This window comes from Pseudohongiella sp. O18 (genome assembly GCF_021729085.1).
Lineage (GTDB): Bacteria > Pseudomonadota > Gammaproteobacteria > Pseudomonadales > Pseudohongiellaceae > Pseudohongiella.
The window spans coordinates 881331-897396 of sequence record NZ_JAJSAR010000002.1 but is presented as its reverse complement, the minus strand read 5'-3'; the positions used below and the strand labels follow the sequence as shown (position 1 = coordinate 897396).

General features: G+C 53.7%; 15 protein-coding genes. 13 read left to right on the top strand and 2 right to left on the bottom strand.

Annotation, left to right across the window (positions count from 1 at the left end; genetic code table 11):
* Positions 1-56: 56 nt before the first annotated feature.
* From lepA to LVD14_RS11325, 13 genes are all read left to right on the top strand, one after another.
* Complete coding sequence (gene lepA / locus LVD14_RS11385; RefSeq protein WP_237134196.1) at positions 57-1856, top strand: translation elongation factor 4; 1800 nt, start codon at positions 57-59, stop codon at positions 1854-1856.
* On the top strand, positions 1856-2629 hold the full coding sequence (gene lepB, locus LVD14_RS11380) for a signal peptidase I (protein WP_237134195.1): 774 nt from the start codon (positions 1856-1858) through the stop codon (positions 2627-2629). The genes lepA and lepB overlap by 1 nt, the downstream gene beginning before the upstream one ends.
* Before the next feature lie 16 nt (positions 2630-2645).
* A complete protein-coding gene (gene rnc, locus LVD14_RS11375; RefSeq protein WP_237134194.1) occupies positions 2646-3350 on the top strand; it encodes a ribonuclease III in 705 nt (234 codons plus the stop codon).
* Positions 3347-4246: a GTPase Era gene (gene era / locus LVD14_RS11370; RefSeq protein ID WP_237134193.1), complete on the top strand. Its 900-nt coding sequence runs from the start codon at positions 3347-3349 to the stop codon at positions 4244-4246. The genes rnc and era overlap by 4 nt, the downstream gene beginning before the upstream one ends.
* A 24-nt stretch (positions 4247-4270) precedes the next feature.
* The gene (gene recO, locus LVD14_RS11365) at positions 4271-5041 is read left to right on the top strand and encodes a DNA repair protein RecO (RefSeq protein WP_237134192.1); all 771 of its coding nucleotides are present in this window, start codon (positions 4271-4273) and stop codon (positions 5039-5041) included.
* A 100-nt stretch (positions 5042-5141) separates the two neighbouring features.
* On the top strand, positions 5142-6113 hold the full coding sequence (gene cysM / locus LVD14_RS11360; RefSeq protein ID WP_272907275.1) for a cysteine synthase CysM: 972 nt from the start codon (positions 5142-5144) through the stop codon (positions 6111-6113).
* Positions 6114-6121: 8 nt separating this feature from the next.
* Complete coding sequence (rlmD, locus tag LVD14_RS11355; RefSeq protein WP_237134191.1) at positions 6122-7516, top strand: 23S rRNA (uracil(1939)-C(5))-methyltransferase RlmD; 1395 nt, start codon at positions 6122-6124, stop codon at positions 7514-7516.
* A 3-nt stretch (positions 7517-7519) separates the two neighbouring features.
* Entirely contained in the window at positions 7520-9556 is a 2037-nt protein-coding gene (locus tag LVD14_RS11350; protein ID WP_237134190.1) for a RelA/SpoT family protein, read from the top strand.
* The gene (mazG, locus tag LVD14_RS11345) at positions 9553-10380 is read left to right on the top strand and encodes a nucleoside triphosphate pyrophosphohydrolase (RefSeq protein ID WP_237134189.1); all 828 of its coding nucleotides are present in this window, start codon (positions 9553-9555) and stop codon (positions 10378-10380) included. Before LVD14_RS11350 ends, mazG begins: the two co-directional genes overlap by 4 nt.
* Before the next feature lie 29 nt (positions 10381-10409).
* Entirely contained in the window at positions 10410-11060 is a 651-nt protein-coding gene (adk, locus tag LVD14_RS11340) for an adenylate kinase (protein ID WP_237134188.1), read from the top strand.
* 168 nt (positions 11061-11228) lie between these two features.
* Positions 11229-12221, top strand: a complete 993-nt coding sequence (locus LVD14_RS11335) for a hypothetical protein (protein WP_237134187.1) — start codon at positions 11229-11231, stop codon at positions 12219-12221.
* 85 nt (positions 12222-12306) lie between these two features.
* Positions 12307-13017 carry a tRNA (adenosine(37)-N6)-threonylcarbamoyltransferase complex dimerization subunit type 1 TsaB gene (gene tsaB / locus LVD14_RS11330; RefSeq protein WP_237134186.1) on the top strand — a complete coding sequence of 237 codons (711 nt, stop codon included), beginning with the start codon at positions 12307-12309 and terminating at the stop codon, positions 13015-13017.
* Positions 13017-13784 (top strand): class I SAM-dependent methyltransferase, encoded by a 768-nt coding sequence (locus LVD14_RS11325; RefSeq protein WP_237134185.1) that lies wholly within the window; start codon positions 13017-13019, stop codon positions 13782-13784. Before tsaB ends, LVD14_RS11325 begins: the two co-directional genes overlap by 1 nt.
* Positions 13785-13802: 18 nt before the next feature.
* Here LVD14_RS11325 and dapE read toward each other — a convergent pair whose 3' ends face one another.
* Together dapE and dapD are read right to left on the bottom strand one after the other, a co-directional pair.
* Positions 13803-14981, bottom strand: coding sequence for a succinyl-diaminopimelate desuccinylase (dapE, locus tag LVD14_RS11320; RefSeq protein WP_237134184.1), 1179 nt, complete (start codon positions 14979-14981; stop codon positions 13803-13805).
* A gap of 12 nt (positions 14982-14993) precedes the next feature.
* Positions 14994-16025 (bottom strand): 2,3,4,5-tetrahydropyridine-2,6-dicarboxylate N-succinyltransferase, encoded by a 1032-nt coding sequence (gene dapD, locus LVD14_RS11315; protein WP_237134183.1) that lies wholly within the window; start codon positions 16023-16025, stop codon positions 14994-14996.
* Between the last annotated feature and the right edge of the window lie 41 nt (positions 16026-16066).

Genomic DNA, 16066 nt, shown 5'->3' with positions numbered 1-16066 from the left:
GTAGGCGCCGGATCATGTAGACTTGGCGCCTTCCGATTTATTGGTGTACCTCCTAAGTGACAGATTTAAACCGCATTCGCAATTTTTCCATTATCGCCCATATTGATCACGGCAAATCAACGCTGGCTGATCGCTTCATACAGTTCTGTGGCGGACTGACCGACAGGGAAATGGCCGAGCAGGTGCTGGATTCGCTGGATATCGAGCGCGAACGGGGTATCACCATCAAGGCTCAGAGTGTCACGCTGTTCTATCAGGCTCGGGATGGCGAACGCTATCAGCTTAACTTCATCGATACCCCTGGACATGTCGACTTCTCTTACGAGGTTTCACGATCACTGGCGGCCTGTGAAGGTGCTTTGCTGGTGGTTGATGCCGGGCAGGGGGTAGAAGCGCAGTCTGTTGCCACCTGCTATACCGCTATCGAGCAGGGCCTGGAAGTTATTCCCGTCCTCAACAAGATGGATCTTCCCCAGGCTGAGCCCGACAAGGTTCGCATGGAGATTGAGGAAATCATCGGTATTGACGCGTCCCAGGCTGTGCCCTGCAGTGCCAAAACTGGCATGGGTATCCAGGATGTTCTGGAAGAACTGGTGCGTCTGGTGCCGCCACCGCAAGGCGACCGTGATGCGCCACTGCAGGCACTGATCATCGACTCCTGGTTCGACAATTATCTGGGTGTCGTCTCGCTGGTGCGCGTCAAGCAGGGCACACTGAAAAAGGGCGACAAGATTATCGCCAAGAGTATTGGCAAGGCCCATCTGGTCGACCACGTAGGTTATTTTGATCCCAAACGACACGATCTTGATCTGCTGCAGGCGGGTGAAGTGGGTTACATCATTGCCGGTATCAAGGACATCAAGGGCGCGCCAGTCGGTGACACGATTACGCTGGCCTCAACCGCTGATGTGAAACCGCTGTCTGGTTTTCGTCGTATTCAACCACAGGTATACGCCGGGCTTTATCCGGTGTCTGCGGATGATTTTGAGGATTTTCGGGACGCGCTGGAAAAGTTGACGCTGAACGATGCGTCGCTGTTCTACGAGCCGGAAAGTTCAGATGCGCTGGGTTTTGGTTTCCGGTGTGGTTTTCTGGGCATGCTGCACATGGAAATTGTGCAGGAGCGTCTGGAGCGTGAGTACGATATCAATCTGATTACGACGGCGCCAACCGTGGTTTATGAAGTGGTGATGCGCAACAATGAGGTTGTGCGCGTCGAGAGCCCGTCCTCATTGCCACCAACCGCCTCGATAATCGAGACGCGAGAGCCCATCGTACTGGCAAGTATCCTGGTACCGCAGGAACACGTCGGCAACATCATAAACCTGTGTGTTGCCCGGCGTGGTGTGCAACGCGATATGCAGTTCATCGGCCAGCAGGTTTCCTTAAGCTATGAGTTGCCAATGGCGGAAGTAGTAATGGACTTTTTTGACAAACTGAAGTCCGCCAGTCGCGGTTACGCGTCGCTGGACTACCATTTCATTCGCTTTCAGACGGCAAGCCTGGTCCGACTTGATGTATTGATCAACGGTGATCGCGTCGATGCGCTGGCCCTGATTGTGCACCGTGATCAGGCGCACTTCAAAGGTCGCATCCTGGTGGAAAAAATGAAAGAGCTGATTCCGCGCCAGATGTTTGATGTGGCTATTCAGGCAGCGATCGGTGGCCAGATTGTGGCCCGTTCAACCGTCAAGGCGCTGCGCAAGAATGTCACAGCCAAATGTTATGGTGGTGACGTGACGCGCAAAAAGAAGCTGCTTGAAAAGCAGAAAGCTGGTAAAAAACGAATGAAACAGGTGGGGAACGTGGAAGTCCCCCAAGAAGCGTTCCTGGCAGTGCTCAAGGTGGATAGTTAATGGATATTGATTTTTCCCTGGTCCTGGTTGTACTGGTTGCGATTTGTGGTTTTATCTGGTTGCTGGACAGGTTGCTGCTGGCTAAAGGGCGCAAACAGGCAGGCAAGGAAGAAGAACCCGTTGTTGTCGAGTACGCAAAATCTTTCTTTCCGGTACTGGTAATCGTTTTGCTGTTGCGTTCATTCGTGGTTGAGCCTTTTCAGATTCCATCCGGCTCGATGATTCCGACACTGGAAGTTGGCGACTTCATTCTGGTGAACAAATATCATTATGGCTTGCGTCTGCCTGTGGTCGGCACCAAAATCATGTCCAATAATGAACCGCAGCGTGGTGAGGTCATGGTATTTTTTCCGCCGCATCAACGCCGTTATTTCATCAAGCGCGTGATAGGTCTTCCGGGCGATACCATTGAATACGAGAACAAGGTGCTCCGAATCAATGGTGAAGCGGTGGACATCGATCTGGTTGGCAATATTGAGATCGATACCGGGGCCAGTATGCAGGAAGGTTTGCTGTTTAACGAACGCCTTGGCGAGTCCAGTCATCAGGCTCAGATTATTGCCAACGATTTCAGAAGCAGTTCGCGCACCAGCTGGGTTGTCCCGGCAGGCCATTACTTCATGATGGGTGACAATCGCGATAACAGCGCCGACAGCCGTGTCTGGGGGCCGGTGCCTGAGGAAAATATTGTTGGCAAAGCGTTTGCCGTCTGGATGCACAAAGAGCCCGGTTTAAATCTGCCAACATTCAGTCGTAACCAATTCATCAACTGAGCCAGATTACACGCCGATGATTGATGACGCTGTGCTGCGCAGGCTCCAGGCGAGTCTGCGTTATACCTTTGCCGACGAAGACCTGCTGGTTCTTGCGCTGACCCATCGCAGTGCAGCTACTCCTCATAACCAAAGACTTGAATTTCTCGGTGACGCGGCGCTGGGGCTGGTTTCCGCGCAGCTGCTTTATCTGGCCTGGCCACAGGCAACGGAAGGTGAGCTGAGTCAGTTCCGTTCGCGACTGGTCAATCAGCAGACACTCGCCGCCATGGCCAGGGAACTGTCACTGGGTGAGGCGCTGCTGCTTGGCCTGGGCGAGCGCAAGAGCGGTGGCCGGCAACGCGACTCCATCCTGTGTGATGCGATAGAAGCCGTGATCGGGGCAATATTTCTCGATGGCGGGTTTTCTGCGTGTCATGATGTCGTGGCAGGCCTATTGCAGAGTCGTCTGTCGAAGCTTGCCCCACTGAATGCTAAAGATGCCAAAACACGATTGCAGGAGATAGCACAGGCGCGTGCAGTTTCCCTGCCACAATATTCGGTTGTCAACATTGAGGGTGAGGAGCATGATCAGATCTTTCATGTAACTTGCCAGATTGATTTGTTGAGCTCGCCGACCAATGGCTCCGGGCGAACACGCAAACTTGCAGAACAGCAGGCAGCGAGCGCTGCCTTGAAACAATTACAGGGCAAAACGTCAAACAAGTCGGAGGGCTCATGACAGACACCGTATCGAGTGAAACGCGTCGCTGCGGATTTGTGGCGATTGTGGGTCGTCCCAATGTCGGCAAATCGACCTTGTTGAATCACCTTCTTGAACAAAAGATCAGTATTACTTCGCGTAAGCCGCAGACTACGCGCCATCGCATAACCGGAGTCAGAACTGACGCTGACACGCAATACATCTTTGTGGATACGCCTGGTTTGCACAAGGCCGACAAGAAGGCGCTTAATCGCGCGATGAACGCCACGGTACATGAAGTGCTCAAAGACGTTGATCTTGTCTTTTTTGTAGTGGAACGACTGGTGTTCAATGATGAAGATGCGATGGTTCTGGAAGCCCTGCAGAACGTCAAAGTGCCGGTGTTGCTGCTCATCAATAAGTGTGACCAGCTTGCTCAGCGAGAGCGACTGCTGCCGCATATCCAGCATCTCGCATCCTTGCGTGATTTTGCAGAGATCATTCCTATCGCTGTGCTCAACGGTCACAACCTGGATACCGTTCTGGAGTGTGCACAGAAATATTTACCGCACAGTGAGTTTCTGTTCCCGGAGGATCAGGTGACAGATCGCAGCTCACGCTTTCTGGCATCAGAACTGATCCGCGAGAAAATTACCCGTCAATTGGGCGATGAGTTGCCTTATGAGGTGACGGTCGAGATTGAGCGTTTCGAACAACAGGGCGCTGTTCTGCATATTCATGGCTTGATTCTGGTAGACAAACCCGGTCAGAAGCAGATCATCATCGGTCAGGGCGGAGAGCGTCTGCGCAGCATTGGCAAGGCGGCGCGACTCGATATGGAACGCTCTTTTGAGCACAAGGTCATGCTGCACCTGTGGGTCAAGGTAAAGTCTGGCTGGGCCGACGATGAACGTGCCCTGCAGAGCCTGAACTGAGCTCACTGATAGCCGGAGCATCAGATGATACGTATTGATCTGCAGCCGGCCTATCTGCTTCATTCCCGGCCCTATCGCGATACCAGTGCGCTGGTCGATTTGCTGACGCTTGACTATGGTCTCGTCCGTGCTGTGGCCAGAGGTGTCCGGGGACGTCGGCGGCGTGTTGCACTGCAGCAGCACCAGCCTCTGCTGGTATCTCTGGGGGGCAGGGGTGAGTTGTTGACGCTTAATCACGTCGAAGCTGCAGCACCCGGATTTTTCCTCAGTGGAAAGTATCTTTACAGTGCTCTTTACATGAACGAGTTGCTGGTGCGCCTGTTGCAGGTCTACGAGCCCCATGAAGAGCTTTACCGCGCTTACCAGGCTGGTCTGCTGGGTTTGCAGAGAGTGGGTAGCCAGCCCGCGAATGCATGTACTGTTTCAGAGCCGGGGAGTACCGCTGGGCCGGATTTGCCAGATGCGCTGGAGCCACTCCTGAGGCGCTTTGAGTGGTCTGTGCTGGGTGAGCTGGGCTATCAGCCAGATCTGGGATCAGTCGATGAAAACAACGTCTATTGTCTGACGGCCGATGCTGGATTCGAGGTTGTTTTTGGTAAAAAAGGCGATACTTTTTCAGGCGAGGCTCTGTTACAACTCCAGGATCTGCTTGAGCATCCTGAGGCGGATGTGGCACCGGCATGGACCCCTCTGATGCGAACCATGGCAAAACGATTGATGCGCCAGGCGCTGGGCCCACTGTTGGGTTCACGACCGCTGATGAGTCGTCGTCTGTTCGCCGGTCAGACTGACTGAATCGAGCCCTGGCTCTCCGTCTCTTAACGCCTACCGTCGGGCGCCAATAAAGGGTAAAATTCGCCCCTTTGGTTTGTCAAAGTTGCAATCAGGTCCACATATGTCGCAAGCACAAGACTCGCAAGCGCAGAACCCCAGGAAAAGGCCCGAATCCGGCGCATCGGCTGATCAAGTCGGGTCGCTGCGGGAGTTTCAGACTGTTGACTCCCAGGTTGGCAATACACCCCTGGTTCGCCTGCAGCGAATGAACAAGAATGATTCCAATACCGTTCTGTTGAAACTGGAAGGCAATAATCCAGCAGGTTCAGTCAAGGACCGACCTGCCTACAACATGATCCTGCAGGCCGAACTTCGGGGTGATATCAAACCCGGTGACACCTTGATTGAAGCAACCAGCGGAAACACGGGTATTGCGCTGGCAATGGTGGCAGCGATCAAGGGCTACAAAATGGTTCTGGTCATGCCGGAAACCATGTCAGAAGAGCGCAAGGCGTCCATGTCCGCCTATGGTGCGGAACTTGTCCTGGTCAGCGATGAGCAGGGCATGGAAGGCGCACGCGATCTGGCTGAAAAAATGAGCCGTGAAGGACGCGGCAAGATCCTCGACCAGTTTGCCAATGCTGATAATCCCAACGCTCATTATCTTACAACTGGCCCTGAGATATGGCGGGATACCGGCGGGCGCGTTACACATTTTGTTGCCTCGATGGGAACGACCGGAACCATCATGGGTGTGTCACGTTACCTGAAAGAACAAAACCCCGATATAAGGATCGTCGGCCTGCAGCCCGAAGATGGTTCCAAAATTCCCGGCATTCGACGTTGGCCGCAGGAATACCTGCCGCGCATTTTCGAGCCAGCCCGTGTTGATCAGATCATTGACATTGATCAGAAGGATGCAGAGCGCACCATGCGATCATTGGCGAAAGAAGAGGGTATCTTTTGCGGCGTTTCTTCAGGTGGTTCGGTTTACGGTGCCCTGCAGGTCAGCGAGCGCGTCAACAATGCTGTCATCGTCGCGATCATCTGCGATCGCGGTGATCGCTATCTTTCTACTGGTGTATTTTCCTGAGATCTTTTATGAGTCGATCGCGTCGTGGCCGGCAGCGGCTGCCGTCCGAGCCCGTTAACCTGTCTATTGACCGCCTGAGCCATGAGGGCCGCGGCGTCGCCAGCAATGAAGGCAAAATTGCTTTCGTAGAGGGTGCGCTGCCGGGCGAACAGGTTACGGCTGTTTATACCAATCGTCGCAGCAAGTATGACGAACTGCGTTTGGAGTCACTGCTGACGCCGGCGCCTGATCGGGCTGAGCCTCCCTGTGAATTCGCCAGTATCTGTGGTGGTTGTGTACTTCAGCACCTGGTACCTGAATCCCAACTGTCACTCAAGCAGCAGATTCTCGCTGACCATTTGAAACACAGTGGTGGAATTAGCGAATACCAACACTTGCCAGCCATGTCTGCCGACACACTGGCCTATCGTCGCAAGGCGCGACTGGCTGTTCGCTATGTCCACAAAAAAGGCGATGTGCTGGTTGGTTTTCGAGAAAAATCCAGTTCCTTTATCGCCGATATGGAGTCATGCCAGGTACTGGTGGCCCCGGTCGGCAATCTCATCCGGCCATTGCGTGACCTGCTGATGAGCATGGATGGACGTCGGGATATTCCCCAGATCGAAGTGGCCGTTGGTGAGACGCAGTGCGTCGCCGATGACGACATGTCGGAGGTGCTCAAGGTGGCGCTGGTATTAAGACATCTGGAGCCGCTCAGTGAGTCCGATCTTGACCGCTTGCGACAATTTGGCGAGCAGCACGATATAGAATGGTATCTGCAATCGGGTGGTCCGGACACTGTGCACCGGTTCTGGCCTGACGAGGAACCGTCCCCTCTGAGATATTTCCTGCCAGACCCACTGGGCGATATTACGATGCATTTTCAACCCGGCGACTTTACCCAGGTCAATGCGCAGATAAATCGTCGCATGATCAGGCAGGCGCTTGATCTGCTTGATCTGCAAGACTCAGACCGGGTGCTGGAACTGTTCTGTGGTCTTGGTAATTTTACGCTCCCGCTGGCGCGCCGTGCAGCACACGTTGTGGGTGTGGAAGGCAGCGCAGAGATGTTGACGCGAGCCGGCGAGAATGCCCGTCGCAATGATATCCACAATGTCGAGTATCACGTTGCAGACCTGTTTACACAGTTTGAGACCGGCAGCTGGGCCGACGGTTCATGCAATAAGCTCCTTCTGGATCCGCCACGTTCCGGGGCCATTGAAGTGATATCACGTATTGATGAGCTTGCCCCTGACGTGATTGTTTATGTGTCCTGTAATCCAGCGACGCTGGCACGTGACGCTGCTGAACTGCTGAGACATGGTTATCGAATGACTCATGCCGGCGTCATGGATATGTTTCCGCATACAGCGCATGTTGAGTCCATGGCGCGATTCGAAAAAGTCGCGAGTGGTAGAGGTTAAGTCATGGTCCAGGTGAGGGAAGAGTACTCGTTCAATACTGACGGCAGCGTCAATTTTGAGCAATGGCTAAACCGCCTGGAGAGTTATGTCAGTCTGGATCGGCACGACGTAATCAGGCAGGCCTGCGAATTGAGCTGGCATGTTGAGCAGCAGGCGATAGCTGCCAGGAATACCTGGTCCCCTGGCGTAAGCAGCTACCGCACTGGTCTGGAAATGGCAGAGATTCTGGCGCAGCTGCATCTCGACAGCGAGGCGATAATCGTATCGGTACTTTATCGACCAGTCCGGGAGTCACGTCTGGAACTGGACGCGGTCCGGGAAGAGTTCGGGGATGCCATTGCAACGCTGCTGGAAGGTGTGCTGCGAATGGCGGCCATCAACGAAACGGATACCAGTAAGACCCGGGTTCTCGGACAGAATCAGGATCAGGTAGAAAATGTTCGCAAGATGCTGCTGGCCATGGTCGACGACGTTCGTGTTGCCTTAATCAAACTTGCCGAGCGTACCTGTGCCATCCGTGCCGTAAAAAACGCGGGAGATGAGAAACGTCGCCGCGTTGCGCGTGAAGTTTTTGACATTTACGCACCACTGGCACATCGGCTGGGTATAGGTCAGCTGAAATGGGAGCTGGAAGACCTGTCGTTTCGTTATCTGCAGCCAGAAAATTACAAGGGCATTGCCAGTCTGATCGATGAGCGCCGCGTGGATCGCGAGCGTTATATCACTGAAGTGACCGATGCCCTGCGACGGCATTTTAATCGTGCGGGTATTGATGCAGAGATCAACGGCAGAGCAAAAAGTATCTACAGTATCTGGCGCAAAATGCAGCGCAAGCAACTGGATTTCAATCAGATCTATGATATCCGCGCAGTGCGTGTACTGGTGCCGGAAATTCGCGACTGCTACGCGGCGCTGGGTATTGTGCACAATCTCTGGCGCGTCATCCCGAATGAGTTTGACGATTACATCGCCAACCCCAAGGAAAATGGCTATCAGTCTCTGCACACGGCTGTTATCGGTCCTGAACAGAAAGTATTTGAAATCCAGATCCGCACCTTCGCCATGGATGACGATGCGGAACTGGGTGTCTGCGCTCACTGGCGGTATAAGGAAGGCATTATTGACCCTGACTATCGCGATGGTTTTGACGGCAAGATTGAATGGTTACGCCAGGTGTTGGCATGGCATGACGAAATGGGCATGGTTGGTGGTCTGGCAGAACAGCTGCGCAATGATGCGGGCACAGATGATCGCATCTATGTGTTCACTCCAGAAGGTCATGTTGTGGATCTCATGGCAGGTGCCACGCCATTGGACTTCGCTTATTATGTGCACACAGAAGTAGGGCATCACTGTTCCGGTGCTCGCGTTAATGAACGTCTGGTGCCGCTCAATTATCGATTGCAGACAGGCGATCGTGTTGAAGTACTGAGCAGCGAGTTGAACGTGCCAAGTCGCGACTGGCTCAAGCCCCATCTCGGTTACGCTAATACACCTCGTGCGCGCGCCAAACTGGTGCAGTGGTTCAAGGCGCGTCCACGAGAGGAAAACGAGGAGTTCGGTCGACACTGGCTGGAACGTGAATTCCGTCGACTGGCGATTGAAGACGCGCCGTATGAAGATATAGCTCGCCGGCTGGGTTGCCGTAATCTGGAAGGTCTGTTCGTTTCGGTTGGTACCGGTGCGATTACCGTTAATGAAGTTATTGATGTGGCGCATCAGATCCAGCCCGTGCTGGTGTCCAGTGATCTGTTTGGTTCAGTGCAGGAGAGTGGTGAGGCTCCGGCGACACCGGTCAATGCCGAGATTGAAATTATTGCGCACGACCGCGCTGGTTTGTTGCGGGACGTGACCACGATTCTTGCTAATGAGTCGCTTTATGTACTGTCGATTGCAACTCGCAGTGACAAACGCGATAGTACGGCATCCATGCGGCTGGAGGTGGAACTGACATCATTCAACAGCCTGGCCCGCGCACTTGATCATTTGAATGACCTGGACAGTATTATTGAAGCCAGACGGCTGGGAGTTAGCCGATGACTGAAAAAAAGAGTGCCGCGATGATGGAGCTCGTCACGCTGATGGCGAACCTGCGGGATCCCCAGCATGGCTGCGCCTGGGATCGTAAACAGACTTTCGAATCATTGACGCGCCACACGCTGGAAGAAGTGTATGAGGTGGTGGATGCAGTGGAGCAGGGCGAAGCTGCAAAAGTCTGTGATGAATTGGGCGATTTGCTGTTTCAGGTCGTTTTTTATGCCCGTATCGCAGAAGAGCAATCACTGTTTGATCTTGGTGATGTTGCCAATGCCATCAAATCCAAGCTCCTGCATCGACACCCGCATATTTTTCCGGATGGAACACTGGCAAGTTTTGGTCAGCCATCACCGCTGACAGCAGAGCAGGTGGAACACAACTGGGAATTGATCAAGAATGCCGAGCGTGAAGCATTGCAGCGCTCAGGGACTGTCAGTGTCGTCGATGATGTGCCGCGCGCGCTGCCTGCAATTGAGCGCGCCGGCAAATTGCAAAAACGTGCGGCGTCGGTAGGTTTTGATTGGCCTGATGTGTCAGGTGTGACTGCAAAACTTGCTGAAGAATCTGCTGAATTACAGGCTGCGATTGCCAATGGTGATCAAAACCAGCAAACACATGAACTGGGTGATCTGTTATTCACCTGCGTCAACCTGGCGCGCCACCTGAAGATCGATCCGGAAGGGGCTTTACGTCAGGCTAATCAACGTTTCGAGACTCGCTTCAGGTACGTTGAAAAAACTGCTGCCAGTCATGGCGGTGGGTTGAGTACTTATGATCCGGAACAATTGGATCTGTGGTGGAATGAAGCCAAGAGTCAAAACAATTAATATTGGGTAACTTGTTAACAGGAGAGGGTATGAGAATCATTTTATTGGGCGCACCAGGCGCGGGGAAAGGGACGCAGGCTCAGTTCATCACGAATGAGCTGAATATCCCCCAGATTTCGACTGGTGACATGCTGCGCGCCGCCGTCAAGGAAGGCACGCCACTGGGTAAACAGGTTGAGGGTGTCATGAACAGTGGTGGGCTGGTGACCGATGAGATCATCATCGCACTGGTTAAAGAGCGAATCGCCAAGCCTGATTGTGTGAACGGGTTTCTGTTTGACGGTTTTCCGCGCACGATACCACAGGCGCAGGCAATGGTTGACGCGGGTATCGAGATCGATCGAGTGATCGAAATTCGTGTCGATGATGAAGAGATTGTCTCACGACTTTCTGGTCGTCGTGTACATCCGGAATCTGGACGCGTTTATCACATCAAACACAATCCGCCAGCCAAAGAAGGCATTGATGATGTGAGCGGTGAAGCATTGGTGCAACGCGACGATGACAAGGAAGACACCGTCCGAAAACGTCTTGCTGTGTATCACGAACAAACAAAACCGCTGGTGGATTTTTATAAAACTCTTGAAAAAGAGAGTGACCAGCTTCGGTTCGTCAGCATCAATGGTCAGGATGACGTTCAGAAGATTCGCGCAAAATTGTCAGAAGTTCTGGCTGGTTGATTCAGAAAACAATCAGTTTGCCGACAGAATGCGAGTAAAAAACACAAAAAATGTTGCACATAACTGTATGGCAATAATTTTTTGTGTTATCGTGCCGCTGAAACGTGGCTCAGTTTCGCGTTGATTCATGATGGTGGTTTTCTTCCACAGTTTTGGAGAGATAAAAGTATGGCCAAAGTTAGAGCGAAAAAGAAGACGTCTGCCAAATCAGCGGTCAAGAACATGAAAGACGCTGCACTGGCTAAAGCGGAAGCTTCACTGGCAAAAGTAGAAAAGGAACTGGTCGCTGGTAAGAAAAAGGCTGATACTGCCGAAGCGAAAGCAAAAGCAGCTGCCAGCAAAGTCTCTAAGAGTGCCACTGCCGCAGGCAAGAAGGCATTGGCTAGTGCGGAAGCCGCTGCCAAAAAGGCATCTGCAAACCTCGCATCCATCAACGAAAAACTGCGCACTGCCAAGGCTCAGGTCAAGGCAATGAATGATGCAGCTAAAGCCAAAGCTGCAGCAGAAGCCAAAGCCCAGGCAGAAAAAGCTCGCAAAGAGAAACTTGCTGCTAAAGCTGAAGCTGATCTTGAGAAAGCCGTTAAAGCATTCTCTACTCAGTGGATGAAGAAGCGTAAGAAAGCCGATGCAGCGAAAGAAGCGGCTCGCATCAAAAAGCTGAAGGCCAAAGAAAAAGCGGCAGCCAAAAAGCAGGCTGAGAAGGATAGAGCCGCTGCCAAGAAAGCTGCCGCTAAAGCACGTGCTGCTGCAAAAGCCAAAGCGACGCGTGAGCGAGCAGCGGCCCGAAAAGCAGCAGCCAAAGCCAAAGCGGCAGCCAAAGCCAAAGCAGCTCGAGAGAAAGCAGCAGCCAAGAAAGCGGCAGCAAAAGCCAAATCAAAGGCGAAAACTACCAAAGCCAAAGCGGGTCGCAAGACAGCCGCCGTTGCAGCTTCAGCCGCAGGAACTGCCAAGAAAGCAGCCAAGAAAGCTCCGGCCAAGAAGGCAGCAGCCAAAAAGCCAGCGGCCAAAAAAGCAGCAGCCAAAAAGCCTGCTGCCAAGAAAACGGCCGCCAAGAAGCCAGCTGCTAAAAAAGCAACCGCAAAAAAAGCTCCAGTAAAAAAAGCCGCAGCTCGTAAACCACGCGCCAAGAAAGCACCAGCGGCAACTGCTGCCAGCGCATAAAGACGCGCGCGCAGCGTAAGACGATTGTCAAAGGCTGCATTTTGAGTAAAATCAGAATGCAGCCTTTGAGTCGTTGTTAACCTCCATGAATTCTCGCCTCCTAGTCCTCGATACCTGTTCTCAAATATGCTCTGTCGCCATCGGTGATGGTTCCGTTGACTATTCTCAGTCCAGTACTCAGTCCCGTCGCCACGCCGACGAGGTGTTGAGCATGATCAGCACGCTGCTGACCGAGTCTGCTTGGGAACTGTCAGCAATCAATGCAATTGGGTTCGTTTGTGGTCCAGGTTCCTTTACCGGATTGAGAATCGGCGCGGCAGTCACTCAGGGGCTGGCGTTTGGTGTCGACATACCTGCGGTACCCATTTCTTCCCTGGTCATGCTGGGTAGGCGCGCTCAACGCCGGCAGTCGATGGCTGTCACTGTTGCCTGCCTGATGCACGCGCGTGAAGATGAATTCTATTTTGGGGTGTTCCGTGATGCTGGCGACGGGGTTCCGGAAGTATTGGAAGCGGACTCCATTGTGTTTGCCAAAGAGTTGTTGGAAGTGATCCCGCAGTGGCAGAGTCGACATCCAGGCCTGGTGCTGGCAGGTGAGGCCTGGGGGCACGAATTATTGGCTGATATCGTCACCACGTTTGATGAATCCTCAGTTGTTTCTGAGTCAGCTGACGCCGGGGAATTACTCGAACTGGCAATTGCGGCTTACCGGGCAGGCCATACTGTTGCTGCTGACATGGCGACTCCTGTTTATCTGAAAGAAGAACTCGTTTACCGCACAGTGGCCGAGCAATAATGGTGGAAGTGACGCGGTTGCTGCCATCTGGCCTGGCACTGGAGCAACATGCAAATGGCTTGACGCTGGTGTCCACTGAAGAACCCCAGGCAGGCTTTGTACGCGTTGACTTTTGTGACCCTGCGCTGACCTTTCGTCGTCGACAATCTCTTCGTAAAGAATCTGTTGTGCGCGCGGCAGGCGCTGTTGCAGCCAATCACAGGGTGCAGGGCGTCTCGTGTCAGACTGACACTCCGGATGAGACAGCGCCAGTCCTGCTGGATGCAACGGCCGGCCTCGGAGTCGATGCCTTCATTCTAGCCTGCGCCGGCTGGACAGTATTGATGCTTGAGCAGTCGCCGATTATTCATGCACTTTTGACTGATGGCCTTCAGCGGGCTCACAAACAGGCACTGGATTCCGGCGACTCAACGCTGGAGAAAATTCTCGGACGCATGAAGCTGCAGGATTGTCAGGATGCGCGCGACTGGTTAATGGGTGATGGCGCGCAACATCATCTGGACGTCATTTATCTCGATCCGATGTTTCCGGCTCGTCAGAAATCGGCGCGTGTCAAAAAGAACCGGTATTTGCTCCAGGCGCTGCATGGCCCAGAAGCCCAGGGGGAGGGACTTCTGTCGCTGGCCTGTCAACGGGCCCGCAAGATAGTCGTCAAGCGCCCGTTGAGTGCGCCGCCGCTGGATGCTGATAACCAGACTGTGATGCGACCTTCGGCAAGTATCTCCGGCAAGCACAGTCGGTTTGATATCTATGCGGGTAAACTGTAGTCCATCGGCATGTGCTGCCTACAGCAATCGGTTCAGTATATCTTCATAAACCAGCGATAGCTGTTCGAGATCGCTGACACTGACGTGCTCGTCAACTTTGTGAATAGTGGCATTACGCGGTCCCAGCTCGACAACCTGAGCGCCGGTAGGTGCGATAAAACGGCCATCGGATGTGCCGCCACTGGTGGACGGCTGGCAGTCACCGCCTGTGATTGAGCGGACACTTGCCTGTACCGCTTCGATCAGATCGCCGGGTTGGGTCAGAAAGGGGTGGCCCGAAAGCGCCCAGTCCAGTGTGTAGTCGATATCGTGGGCATCAAGTATCGCTTCGGTACGATCTTTAATTTGCTGTTCCGTCAGCTCGGTTGAAAACCTGAAGTTGAACACGACGTCAAGATTGCCGGGAATCACATTGTTGGCTCCGGTGCCTGCCGAGATATTCGAAATCTGAAAGCTGGTGGCCGGAAACGATTCGTTCCCCTGGTCCCAAACAGTGCTGCACAGTTCGTGCAGTGGCAGCATCGCTTTGTGAACCGGATTGTCTGCAAGGTGGGGATAGGCCACATGGCCCTGGACACCATGAATCTGTAGCCTGCCATGCAGAGACCCACGTCGGCCGACCTTGATGATATCTCCAAGTCGGTCAGTGCTGCTGGGTTCGCCAACAACACACCATTTGAATTTCTCGCCACGGGCTTCCAGTGCATCAATGACCTTCCGTGTGCCGTTAACCGCTTCACCTTCTTCGTCTGCCGTGATCAGAAACGCGATTGAGCCGGCAACCGGTTGTTCCGAGGCGCTGCGTTCGGCCAGAAAGCGCTCACAGGCCGTAATCATGGCGGCCAGGCTGCCTTTCATGTCTGCGGCGCCACGTCCATACAACATGCCGTCCTGCACCGTGGCAGAATAGGGCGGATGACGCCATTTACCTTCGGGGCCCGTTGGTACGACGTCTGTATGACCGGCAAAGCACAAAACCGGGTCGGTAGTGCCATAGCGCGCCCAGAAATTGTTCACCTCACCGAAACGCATCGGCTCCACTTTAAAACCAATGGCCTGAAGCCTGTCCATCATCAGCTGATTACATCCTTTGTCATCAGGTGTCACAGATGGAATCCGGATCAGCTCCGTTGCCAGTTTCAGTGTGTCGCCAGGCGCAGAGTCTCGCGGGGCATTCGTGTCCGGGGAATGGCTCATAGTGTCAGTTGCTCAATTGTGGCTGTGCAGGTCTTCGTTCAGTGCGATACGGGTTTTGTTGCTTTTGCATTCGACGGCACCCGTCTGCGAATTGCGTCGGAACAGCAGATCACTTTTGCCTGAGAGCTCGCGGGCCTTGATCAGTTCGACCAGCTCTCCTTCATTGTCCAGCAGACTGACTTTTGTACCGCCAGTGACGTACAGGCCTGCTTCAACGACGCATCGGTCGCCCAGTGCGATACCAATACCTGCGTTGGCGCCGATCAGACAGTCTTTGCCGACGGAAATGATTGCCGTGCCGCCGCCAGACAGAGTGCCCATGGTCGAACAGCCACCGCCCAGGTCGCTGCCTGTGCCAATCACGACGCCAGCCGAAATCCTGCCCTCAATCATCGCAGTGCCTTCTGTGCCGGCATTAAAGTTGATGAAGCCTTCATGCATCACGGTTGTGCCTTCGCCGACATAGGCGCCCAGGCGAACCCGGGCTGTATCGGCGATTCTGATGCCATTCGGTACAACGTAGTTACACATCTTGGGGAATTTGTCGACGGACATTACATCAAGCGTGCGGCCTTCGGCGCGCGCCTGTAACTGCCGTGCTGCCAGCTCTTCTACTACGATTGCACCCTCATTGGTCCAGGCGATATTGCGCAACACACCAAAAGCGCCCTGCAGGTTTACCGCATGTGGACGGCACAGTCGATGCGAAAGCAGGTGAAGCTTCAGATAGACCTCACCGACCGAGCTTGGCACGCTGTCTGTTGCCAGAAATGTTGCGACGACGCGACGCCCGCTGCTGCGAATGGCGGCTGTGACAGACTGATCGAAGGGGTTGGCGGCATCTGCCTCAATCTGTTCCAGCTGCTTTTCTGTCAATTTGACGCACTGATTGCCGCCTTTGTAACCTACCGCCGCGGCGATCCCGGCGACCAGCTCTGGTGCAGGATTCAACATGGGCTTCGGGTAATACACCTCGATGATGTTTTCGGCTGAGTCAGTAGTGGCCAATCCCAGTGCAAAGCTATGCAAGGCGTTTGTTGTCATATTCATTTCCTTTGTGGTGCTCTTTTTTGTCAATTCTCTAA